We start from the raw sequence: 12,355 nt of genomic DNA on the forward strand, positions 1-12,355 counted from the left end.
CATTTTTGGATATCATTATCTTGGGCAAAATATGCAATTAAAGATAAAATAGACTTTTTCATTTCTTATCAGAATAATCCTCAGGATAAGGATCATCTTTAATAACTTTTCGATAATCGTAAATAGACTCTAAAATTAATTTCTCTGATGTATCTTCATGTCATGCAGTAAATAGATATATTTCTTGAGGATTTTTAAAGCCATACAGATCAAAAACTTGTTCAGAGTTTTCACTGAGATATATTAACGAAGCTGCGGAACTTTTAATAATATACATAAATAAAAAGTAAAAATCGCAGAAAAGAATATTAAAAAATTTACTAGATCAAAATTTTGAGGGAGTACAATGGCTTTGTTGAACAAACCTATCTGTAAAGGCTTTTTCAGCGATATAATTTTCAAATGAAGAAACCTACACACAAAATCTACCGCACAACCAATTGGCCCGCATATAACCGAGCACTCATGAGTCGCGGAAATATTGCCCTTTGGTTTGATCCTGCTACGCAATGGTATGCGCCATCAAAAGGCAAACAAGGGCGAAATCAAACCTACTCCGACGCAGCCATCCAATGCTGCTTAATAATTAAATCCTTATTTCGTCTGTCTTTACGTATGGTTACTGGCTTTGTGCAAAGTCTGATTAAAATTTGCGGATTAAATTGGATAGCTCCAGATTACACCACGCTTTGTAGAAGACAAAAGCATATTGATATTGTAATCAGCTAACAAAAAAGTAGCGATGGGCTGCATTTACTCATGGACTCTACAGGCATGAAGTTTCGAGGTGAGAGCGAATGGAAGCGCAAGAAACATGGACCTGAATATCGTCGCCAATGGCGTAAACTTCATATTGGTATAGATACTAAAACCCTACAAATACGAGCAGTTCAGCTTACAACCAATAATGTCAGTGATTCACAGGTGCTTGGCGATTTACTTAATCAGATTCCACAAGATGAGCGGATTGACTCTGTTTATACTGATGGAGCTTATGACACCAAGCAATGCCGTCAGGTCATTGCAGATCGGCAAGAGAATGCGGTGATTCCACCTAGAAAAAATGCGAAACCATGGAAAGATACAAAGAGTAGCTCGCTAGAGGGAATGAATTATTTCGAACAATTAAACGTTTAGGCCGGACACTATGGAAAAAATGGTCAGGCTATCATCGGCGAAGTTTGGTTGAAACTAAGATGCATTGCATTAAATTATTAGGAGATAAACTCTGTGCAAGGAGTTTTGATAGCCAAGTGAATGAGATCCATGCACGTGGAGCAGTGCTCAACAGATTTACGGAATTAGGTCGACCACTTACCCAAGTTACGCCTTAAATTTGGCTCAATTAGGGGGGCTTTGTATTTCAAATCTTTGTGCAACAAAGCCTTTTAAAAGTAACTGTAGGTCAAATTTATGTCTTTTGTGCAGTTAATCGGTTCCTTTATGCTTTTAAAACCGTCACACCTATGCTTTTAAAACCGTCACACCAAGCGTTTATGTTATTAGTATTATTTTTTAGTGAACCAAGTAAAAAACATAAAAAATAGCCCTCCTATTATTCCTATACCAATGCAAGTAATGAAATATAATATTATCAAATGTGTTTCCATAATTTTATCATTAATAACATCAATCAACATCCCCAAGAGGAAAGCTGATATACCTAAAACTATTCCCTTTATGAAACCTGCTAGATAAGGATAATTTTCAGATTCATAATTGGATATAAAAAATGATAAAATTACTTCAACTAGAATTGTTAACATTTTATTTATCCTGCTTCTTATCATCAGAGGTGCTACTATTAATTGCTCTAGATGATGTTTGTTGTAATGCAAATTGATTTGCCCAAATTACTAATCCACCAGTATTTTTTCCAGCAATGGCTGTAGGCACACCCGTTGTACCAACAAATGGAACTTTAGCTGTTTGTGCCATCGCCCCCCCCCAAGCTCCAAAAGCAGCTCCCGTACCAACGGCAACTAAAGATCTAGATCCATCCCATTGTAAACATTTACATTTATACATATCTTTTGCTTGTAAACTACTATCCACCAGTACACTACCACCAGTTGTTTTTACCACAGCCTGTCCCACTGGCGTTGCCGATATATTTTTCGCATTTTGTAAAGCCGTTTTCGATAAACTCGGTATACTTTTTATTCCTTCTCGACCTACTTTTAAAACCACTGGTGCTGCCTCTTTTCCACCTACAATAGCATAAGGGGCATAACCCGCTACGGCTACAGCTCCTAGGTTATTATTTCTCATAGCACCTTGAGCCTTTAAATCCTGAGCGAGTTGCGGATCTTTAGCCAAAGGTGACATAGTATTTGGAAGTAATTTTGCTAATACTCCACCGTTACTGCTACCTCTACTATTATTGATTACAGGAAAATCATTTCTTTGACTTTCTGTAGGACTTACAGCAGGCGTATTTGCTCTTAAAACCCTCCCTTTTTCCGCATCACTTTGTATTAATTCTAGTTGGGTTTTATTATTTGGATTATTTCTAGATTGTTGCACCATATTCTTAATTTGATTGTTGCTTTCCTCGCTGGCAGAATCAGTTAACCAAAATAATCCATTATCTTTCCCACCCATCAACCCCATCGGATCTACCCACTGATTAGGATCACTTACATAACTACTGTTATTTTCTCCCCCAAACAAGCCTATTGGATCCTTACTCAAATACCTTGCACTATATGGCTCATAATAACGATAACGGTTATAGTGCAATCCTGTTTCACTATCGTAATATTGTCCTTGGAATCGGATATTGGTTTGTTCAAGTGAGTTTTCACTCGCTTTGATCTCTAAAGAAGTGCCCCATGTATCCTGTTTGATTTCCCAAACGCACTCACCTAACTCATTACTGAGTGTTTGTGGTGTACCCACTTGATCACAATGATAAAACATAACGCGTTCTAACTCTGCTTTATTCTTTCTCGTTTCTACTTTCCATACAGGGTCTTTATAGATGGAATAAGGTTCTGTTTGGAACCTTGAGTAGTCTGGTGTTTCAATTAATTTAATAAATCCTGTATAACCCGTTTGCAGCAGCGGTACAAAACTCTGCGGTTCATAGACATAATGCTTAGTGTAGTTTTCTTCAACAGCATTAGATTGCTGTGACTCCCAAATCATCAGGTCACCGTCCCAGCCGAATAAGGTCAGGGTTTGCGCATTTTGATTTTTCTTATATAAACGCCGTCCAAATACATCATAACCATATTCAGTCACCTGCCCCTGATGATCGCTACGAATCAATCTATTCAGGTTATCCCAAGTCAATTTTAATGTTTTACCTGCATGGCTGCTTTCAATCACATTGCCTTGCGCATCGTATTTATAGTTTTTACCCTTATATTGAGCAATCAAATTACTTTTGACTTGAGACGCCTGCGTGGCAATCGGGTCAATTAAATTCCCCGCAGGGTCAAAAGCAAAGCTTTCCGTTTTATGCACACTTTGACTCTGTATCAAACGGCCAACCGCATCATATTGATAATTCAGCTTGCCTAAACGGCTGTCGTTCACCTGCGTGAGTAGATAATTTTGATCATAATAATACTGCCGTTCCGCCTGATGCTGTACTCGCCCTAAAGTCTCTTGCTCTGGCTGAATCAGCTGCGAACTGAGTAAACCCACATCATTATAATTTTTGGTTTGAACCAATCCATTGGCGAGCATCCGCGCAGTTTCACGGTGTAAATCATCGCGCTGAAATGCCACCATGTCTTGTTGGTTAAAGGCGATGCCATAGATATGCCCGGAACCATAATTCAAATTAGTTTGCACTTGTCCATCGGGGCGGATGGTTTTTGTTAAATTACCTAACTCATCATACTCATAACGCAGTACTGCAGTCAGCGGCTTTAAATTTGGCACCTTGTAGTGCTGATGTTCACGTACCAATTGGCCAAGCGGGTTGCGATAAAAATCGATTTGACTGTCTTTATTCGTCGCCTTGCTCAACTGATGATTCAGGTTGTATTCAAATTCTTCTGTTTGGCTTACACGTGTTTGCACATGCGTATAGATTTTTGAAGCGATTGAGCCATCTGCATGATAACCCAATTGGGTCAGGATATTCGGTTGACGTATTTGAAACAGCTGACCATTGTCATTGTAACTATAATGCTTTTCTTCGCCATCAAAGGCTTGTTCATGCACCAACTGCCCAAAACGGTTATAACTAAATAAATATTCCGCATGGTTTTGATTGATCAGCTTTTGAATTCGACCTTGCTTATCCCACTGATAGCCAATTTGATGACGGTTCGCATCTATACGCTGTTCGAGCAAACCCGCAGCATTATAACGGTACTGCGTACTTAAACCTTTGGTATCCGTATGCTTGAGCAAGCGCCCTTCTTCATCATGCTCAAATTGTTCTTTTAAACCATCAGGATAGACAATTGCTTTAAGCTGACCTTTGTCTTTACCTTCTGAGCTGTAGATATATTTGACTTGCTGCGCATCAGCAGACTGCTGGGCCGTCAGTGCGCCTTCTTCATCGTATTCCCATGCGCTTTCTTTACCTGAACAATCGCTATATGCGGTCATTTGCCCCAAATCATTGTATTGAATTTTTTTAGCGCCGCCTTTGGCATCAATGATTTCGACAATTTGATTATCGTTGTTGTATTTATATTGCGTGCTATGACCTAAAGGATTAATTTCCTTCGTTACATTACCGTCTGCATCGTATTCTTTTTTCCAAATATGACCTTCTGGATCTTTAGTTTCCGTCAAATTTCCTGCTTCATCATAGGCAAAACGGATGATGCCTCCATTCGGCTGTACAATTTTAATCAGCTGATCTTGCTCGTTATAAATTTGTTCGGTTTCTAGGCCTGCAAAATCAATTTGACGGGTAATGCGTTTTTGACTGTCACGCGATAGCCATTTTTCACGGCCATCGGCTAAGCGTGTGCGATAGGTAAAACCATCTAAATCAAAGTAGTAATAGGTCGGCACATCATAAGCATCATATACAGCAACTTGGCGCAGTCGTGGATGCCACTCCAAACGGGTCTTAAAGCTGCCGTCATCTGCCCATTCTGCTATGGCTTTGGCATTCGCTTCTTTGGATTCATAACGAATATTTTGCCCACGCCTTGTACGGTCGGTATAACGGGTCAGCTGATGCGCATCATTATATTCATAGCTGCGCACGTGACCATTTTGATCTACAGCCTTAATTAAATTGCCTTGCGTATCATATTCATAACGTGACACTGGCTCTGCCTGTTCATCCACAAAAGCAGCGATAACTTTTACTTGATCATTAAAGGCAAACTTGAGCTGGTGTTTAGCTTTCTTCAATTGAAAATCAATACTTTGTAGATAAGCCTGCTGTTCAAATAGTAAATAACTTAAAGCAACTTTTTCATCTGTTTCTTCATTGAATTGCTGAATCAACTGATAGTGTTTTCCGCCATTAAAGCTGTGAAAATGGAAACTCCACGCTGAACCAAAGTTTAGTAGCAAATCTTCATTTTCTAAAGGTTCTACCGTAAAGCCTTCATAAGGCACCGTGTATGCTTCATAGGTAATTGAATCTGGTAGCTGATGCTTGCGCCCATTACTATCAATAAACAAATAGCCGTTTCTATTTTGGATGATGACATTCGAAAAAGGCATCATCCAACGCGCGCCCATGAGACTTTGATCAAACTCATGCATTTGCGAATTATATTGACGGCTAAAGCTAAAACCCACTTTAGGTAAATTAAAATCGGTGTGATTGACCCGTTCAGCACCTATAGCATAACTAATACTGTTATCAGTTGCTGAATCACTAGGTGTAGCATCCTCATTTGGAATCGAACAAGTCGAATCATTCAATGCGTCAGCCTGTAAAGCTAAAAACTCTAAAGTATCCCCTGTGGTGTGCTGCTCATGTTCCCCAGTTTGATTAATCGGCACACTGGCATTGGCTTTGTTACCTTGAGTTTTAATGGCTTTTAAGGTTTCTTGAATTAGCCATGCCAAACTGTATTTTAGACTTGCGTTAGCTTGACGTTGAATTTCATTTGGAAATGAACTCAATGCCTGAGTTGCTTGAGTTTGTAGCAGCGTGCCTGTTTGTTCTTTCCTTATTTTAGGTAGCATATTGGCAAGTGCGCTGGTTTTACTTAAATCAATCAGCGGTTTTGCCCAATTGCTAAATTGTTCTGCCGGATCTCGTTTTTCAGCACTTGCACCAAAGCTAATAGTCGGTGAAACCAGCCCCGACTGAATAGGTGCTGCAAAAGTGTTTAATATTGATGTTCCTAAATTTGTCGCACCTGAAAGCAGGCTAGGTAGTTTGGCCTGTGTTTCAGTCAGAAACTTTTCTAAATCTCCTGCCATTTGTGCATTTAAATGCAAAGACATGCGACGGATATCAGCTTCTTTGATCTTACCATTTTGCGGATATAAGCATTCAGCCATGAGTCCCAATAAAGGACGTAAAGCCATACGTACATGAGCTTCAGCTTTAGGTTCTAAATACAAACCTATCAGGTTCATACTCAGCACTGCTATTTTTTGTACAGCGGCATCCCCTTGTTCTTGCTCGGTGGCAAATAATAACAAGTCTAAAACTGCCCCAGATAATGCAAAGATATTCGCTACAGTCGGAACATTTGCATTAGCTTTTAGCTGCTCAAGGCTGGTATTTCCACACGCTTTTAAATAATCCTGAATTTGATGTGCTATAAACTTATGATCTTCAGTATGCGTCACACTCTCTAAATTGAAAATTGCCAATTCTACGGCTGGCTTATTTATTGTCTGTTGTTCTTTTTGAACATTTTGATCAGTTGTCATGTAAAAACCTATTACTCAAATTCTAAATATTTAAAACTGTGTTTGGCGCTAGCTTTAGCAAACGCTAACCATTGTTCTTTTTCGGTCGTGTAGTTTCGCTATAAGTGAGATAAGGGCTTGAATATTGCTTCCTATCTACCCAATCATCGTCACTGGCAAGGACAGGTATCGCTTTTTCTGGTGCAGCTTCCGCTACTTTTATTTCAGGCACTTTAGGCACTGCGACTGGTGCAGCTGTCACATTCGTAGGCGTTGCAGAGCCTTCTCGAATGGTTTCCGTATAAGTCAATGCGCGTGTGGAATAAGAAATTTTACGGCCCACTATATCCTTATCAATGGTTGCTTGTGAGTTCTGAACTGCGGCAGCAGTTGACCCAGAAACGATGCCGTTACTCATTCCACTTCCACCTAATACGCTGGATAAGCCTTGTGCACCCTGACCCAAACTTGCCATTTGTGAAGCAGAAAGTCCCAAGTTGAGTTTCGATGAAATTGCAGATAGTGCAGAGTTGGTGACTTGGTCTTTAAATTGATTTAATGCCTGTCCACCTAGATCTTTTAATGCATTTTTTCCTATATTTTTTAAAGAATCTGCATTTAAATTGAATAAGTTATCTTTAAGCTGTGAAGTTAAATTTTGCCCCAACGACCCGAGTGCATTCTGAATCAAGTCTGAAGCTCCCGGTACAACGTTTTCTGCCCATTGATAGTCACGCTTAAAATGACTCGCTGAATCCCAAGCACTTCGAGGATCTTTGTCAAACTCAACTTTAGCCGGTCCTGGTGCAATACCCGTTACTTGAGCAAAGCCATTGCCGTCTAATTTTCCTGTAACTTGCTTGCCCAAAGCATCAATCACTTTAAATCCAGTTCCGCTAAAGAAATCTTGACCACCATAGCTCTTGAGCAGTTCTAAGGCCCCTTTCATCGGATTAGAAGCAGGAAGTTGTGCAGACTTGCTAGCACTCGATGCTGGTTTAAATAGATGCTGCCCTGCATTTACTTCAAATTTACCGCCTGTCTTAGCAAGAATTCCCGAGCCATTTAAAGTAATTTGAGAAGAAGCTCCTGTGATCACAATCTCTTTCGGACTGCTAATCTCTATTTTGTCCTCAGTAGAAGAAATCGTAATTCCTTTTTTTGCCAAAATATCCAAAGCATCTGACTGTGCTTGAATTTCAATTTTGCTTTGCGCTGCAATGGCTTTAATACCGCCTTGTGCTGCAAATAAGCTAACCTTACCTAAAGCTTGTCCCACAATATTTTTTTGCGTACTTAGGTTAATGCTATCACCGGCAATTTGGTTGATCATGCCTGTTGCAGATAAATGAATATCCTCTGGTGTACTCAGTGCAATACCATCCACTGAGTTAAGTAAAAGAATGGCTTTTTTAAATTTAGCGATATCTTTTTCTATTTCACTGGCAAAAGCTTTGAGCTGTTCAACAGATTCAATTTCATCTGTTTTTTGTTGTTTTGCAATATCACTTAAAGACTTACTATTACTATGACTCGTCTCCAGCTGTGTTCTTGCAATCTCTGCATCTAAATGTTCACCATTGGCCTTTTCCTGTTTATAAGTCGACACCAATAAACCTTGTCCAGCTCGTACTGCCCCCCATTGATCGGTCCGCAGCTCAAAACCTTCACCCCGATCTTCACTTTCTGCTTTATCTTTTGGATGACTGAGCTTACCGAGGTTCAGTTGGCTCGCACCATGACTACTTTGCAGCTGGGTACTAATTTGCCCCGTGGTGTCATCAAAGCGTAATTGACCAAATCCCTCTCCCGCCACTTCTTTGGAACGAATTCCCGCAAGTTTTTTGGTATCGGGTAATTGTCCTTTATTGTCAAATTTAGTGGGACTACGCTGCGCTTCATGAATACGACCCACGACAAAAGGTCGGTCAATGTTGCCATCAAAGAAATCAACGACGACTATTTCACCAATGCGAGGTAAGAAGCGCGCTCCATAACCTTCACCGGCCCAAGGCGTCAGTACATCAACCCAAGCCGAGTCTGTGTCATTATTATTCGCACCTGCACCGCCATCATGGCCATGATCATCGGAACGGGTAAACAGAAAACGAACTTTTATCCGCCCCCATTCATCAACATGGATTTCTTCACCGGCAGGCCCCACAACTTTGGCACGTTGGGGATGTGTTACTGGTCGATGTGTAAGTGGATTAAATTCAGGGACGGTCGTAATATTTCGACGTTGTAAAGCCAAGGTATTGGCTTGGCGTTCATCCGCATCGCTTTGTTTGACTTGCCACTGACTTTGATGGATCAGTTGTGTAACTTGATCGGTTAAGTCTTTGGGTAAATTATTTTGATTATAAAAAGACTTAGATAAAATCAAAAACTCTTGATCTGCACCACGATGCTGGTCAATCTCTGGATGCTCATCCAATTTGAACCAATAACCAACTTGCGTATCACGTACGGTACTTTTGGCAATAAATTGTTTGGCTTGAGCCGCATAATAATCACTAAAATTTTGATTGAGACGTTCAACTTGAGCACTATTAGAGGCAGTTGCAGCATCTTCACCATTCAGATCTTGCATCCATGCAGGGCTCACATGCCATGCCTGCTCTAAGCTTAAGCTCGCATTATCTTGATTTTGACTATGTAGGTGCTTGCTTTGTACTGCACCACCACCCTCGTCCTGTTCAAGCACATCTGCCTGCCACCTCTGCACATGTACCGACGTCGGTTGCAGACTGCGCTGACCGATAAAACTGGTCATACTGTCATTTTTTTCAGTCGCACTACTGCGATGAAAACGGATATTACGTCGCTCCAAAGCTTGATATTGACTATTATCATCAATCAAACGTAGCTTTTGGGCTGCGATGGGTGCCGCAGACGATGTTACAAAAGATTGAGCTTCATCAACCAACCAATGAATGCCTTCACTGCGTAATAAGCGGGTAATAAAATCATAGTCGGTTTCATTACTTTGCATCATGAATGGTCGAACGTCATACTCTTTTTTTAAGCCACTTAAGTCCAAACTTAAGCTCGCTGCAAAAAGTGGGCTCTTTTTTTGCCATTCCTTAAAAATAATCTCGACCACATCTTTGACCGATTTATTCATAAACACACGGCTATTACGACGCTTATGCCATAATGCCGTTGCATCTTCTAAGGTCAACTTATATAGCGTTAATGCACCATCACTTTGGCCTTGAAATGCTTCAGTAATGATCCCGGTAATACGAAAAAGTTGCCCAGCATCGGTCACCTGATCGATTGCGACTTGCGTGCCAATAAATTGTTTCAGTTCGAGCGTGGCAGAAGTTGAGAGACAGATGAGCTGAACATTCAAACCTTCACTTAAGGCATGTTCCCCATCAATACGTTGCAAGAATACTTGTTCATTCAGCGTGGTATTGGAAAATTGAATATGCAAGGCACGTTTTTGTGGACTAATGCCCAATTTCTCAAGTGCAGAATAAATATTGTTCAGCATCGTTATTATCTAAAATCAGATTTTTATAAAATATGCGGGGTATTTAATCAAAAAAACTCATATTTTTCTAGGCATAATCTGCCTGCTTTTTTGGGTTTTATGTAAGTAAAAATTCAAATTTCTACATCAATTCTTTATGTTATTTTTACTCTATTTATTTCTGCATTAAAAAAATGTAGAGACCATCAAACTAAACTTCAGGTCTCTTCATACCACCTTACTGCCTTGCATCACGATTAATTGGTATTTAAAAATGCGTGAATATTCTCCAATTGTTCTTGTGCTTCGACATAGCCTTGCAAGGCCGCTTTTTCCAAATATTGCTGTGCAATTTTAAGATCACGCTCTACGCCCATGCCATGAATATATAAATAGCCCAATCGCGTTAACGCCGCAGCACTCATCCCCTGAGCAGCTTGTGCATAATAACTATGTGCCTGAGTTAAATCTTGCTGCACACCCAAACCATGTTCTGACATTTCACCAAGCTGGTACAAGGCAGTCACATTTCCTAATCCCGCCGCTTGCGAGAAATACTGCAACGCTTGTTGGAAATCTTGTGTTCCCCATTGTCCTTTTAAATTAACTAGACCTAGTTGCGTAAGTGCATCAGGATGACCTAATTTTGCCGCTTTCAACAATGCCCGCTGGCTTTGAGCTTCATCAAACTGTAGATCAGGCAAGATATTGTCCACGGCTAAACGGTAGAGATACCAAGCAGCATCCTGCGAACCTTGTTCTGCGGCTTTTTCCAGATAACTCAGACACTGATCACGATGTGCTAATGGATACTCTGGCAATGTATAAAAACGTCCAATCACATAGTTTTGATCAGCGACACAAGTAATGGACATATCATTTAAATGCCTAGCAGCTTCAATTAAAAGTTGCTGCGCTTGCTTGATATTTCGCTCAACACCGACGCCGTGTAGATAGCATAGGGCCAAACCAACTTGGTTAATCAATAAGGGTTTGAATTGATACGCTGTTTGATATAACTCAAATGCTTTTTGTGGATCATCACTAACCAAATACTTTTCAAAATATAGCGCTGCAATAAGACTAATCGCTTCAGCATCTTTAAGTTGAGCAGCTTCGGTCAGAAAGCGAAAACCTAAAGTTTCCTGCTTCTCCAAGTACCAACCATGAAAATGTGCAATGCCTAATAATCGGCTGGCTGCTGCAACTTTGTGCTCTTTGGCCTGCTGCAAAAGGTCATGATAAACCCGCTGACGCTGATCGACGTCGATTTTACCCATCAATACTGCTTGATAATATTCATACAACTGCTGCTGGTGCCCGAGTAGCAATCCTCGCTTTAAATATTGCAATGACTTTTCATCATTTTGCGCAAGATACTTTCCTTGAGCATAGAAATGCTGCAATTGCTGAATAGCCGCCATATGGTCTTGTTGAGCAGCTTTCAGTAAATATTCCAATCCTAGAGCAATATTTGGCGTGGCTTGGTTTAAATAGAACTGTGCCAATTGATACTGTGAATTGGCATGTCCATTGTCCGCATTTTTTTGCAACAAATCTAAATGTTGCTGCTCGGCATGTGTCTGATCTTCTGGGTTTAATTCAGCGAGTCGATATTGCGCATCCAAATGACCGCGTGAAATCGCATGTCGATACCAATACTGCGCTTTTTCATGATTGGGTACACCGCCATAGATACCTTCTTCAACTTGCCCCAACACATATGCAGCATCATCACTACCTAAACTATTGGCTTTTTCCAATAAAGCCAGCGCATTTTCCACACTGACTTCTCGGCCTAAGCCTTGTAAATGCATCTGCCCCATAGCGACATAGGCCTGCGGAATTTCATGCTGTTTGGCCAAATTTTGATACAACTCATAGGCACGCGCATAGTCGGTTGGTGCATCAAGCATTAAACGTTCTGCAAATTTCAGCTGTGCATCTAATTGGTCTATCCACAAGTCATGCCCAACCGCTTTAGCCTGATCGCGTTTTACTGGATCGGGTCTTTTCCACATCCAAAACGCAAGTGCTCCCATCCCCAAAATTAGTATCAGTAAAAACCACATA

4 protein-coding genes and 1 pseudogene are annotated in these 12,355 nt (G+C 40.5%); 1 reads left to right on the forward strand and 4 read right to left on the reverse strand.

Annotated elements, in window-relative coordinates; translation table 11 throughout:
* Positions 1 to 402: 402 nt before the first annotated feature.
* Positions 403 to 1,334, forward strand: a pseudogene (locus tag FTT99_RS10280) (IS5 family transposase).
* A 174-nt stretch (positions 1,335 to 1,508) separates the two neighbouring features.
* On the opposite strand, the gene FTT99_RS10285 reads toward FTT99_RS10280, so the two are convergent.
* From FTT99_RS10285 to FTT99_RS10300, 4 genes are all read right to left on the reverse strand, one after another.
* A complete protein-coding gene (locus FTT99_RS10285) occupies positions 1,509 to 1,766 on the reverse strand; it encodes a hypothetical protein (RefSeq protein WP_078192682.1) in 258 nt (85 codons plus the stop codon).
* A gap of 1 nt (position 1,767) precedes the next feature.
* A complete protein-coding gene (locus FTT99_RS10290; protein ID WP_180131625.1) occupies positions 1,768 to 6,822 on the reverse strand; it encodes an RHS repeat-associated core domain-containing protein in 5,055 nt (1,684 codons plus the stop codon).
* A gap of 64 nt (positions 6,823 to 6,886) precedes the next feature.
* Positions 6,887 to 10,303 carry a type VI secretion system Vgr family protein gene (locus FTT99_RS10295; RefSeq protein ID WP_180131628.1) on the reverse strand — a complete coding sequence of 1,139 codons (3,417 nt, stop codon included), beginning with the start codon at positions 10,301 to 10,303 and terminating at the stop codon, positions 6,887 to 6,889.
* A 236-nt stretch (positions 10,304 to 10,539) separates the two neighbouring features.
* Positions 10,540 to 12,354 (reverse strand): tetratricopeptide repeat protein, encoded by a 1,815-nt coding sequence (locus FTT99_RS10300; RefSeq protein WP_180131631.1) that lies wholly within the window; start codon positions 12,352 to 12,354, stop codon positions 10,540 to 10,542.
* Position 12,355 lies beyond the last annotated feature (1 nt).

The sequence above is a fragment of the Acinetobacter sp. YH12040 genome (assembly GCF_013420005.1).
Lineage (GTDB): Bacteria > Pseudomonadota > Gammaproteobacteria > Pseudomonadales > Moraxellaceae > Acinetobacter > Acinetobacter amyesii.

Excerpts from the sequence above, each read along its gene's own strand:
- FTT99_RS10295 (WP_180131628.1), bottom strand. The coding sequence starts at position 10,303 with ATGCTGAACAATATTTATTCTGCACTTGAGAAATTGGGCATTAGTCCA.
- FTT99_RS10300 (WP_180131631.1), bottom strand. The coding sequence starts at position 12,354 with ATGTGGTTTTTACTGATACTAATTTTGGGGATGGGAGCACTTGCGTTT.
- FTT99_RS10290 (WP_180131625.1), bottom strand. The coding sequence starts at position 6,822 with ATGACAACTGATCAAAATGTTCAAAAAGAACAACAGACAATAAATAAG.
- FTT99_RS10285 (WP_078192682.1), bottom strand. The coding sequence starts at position 1,766 with ATGTTAACAATTCTAGTTGAAGTAATTTTATCATTTTTTATATCCAAT.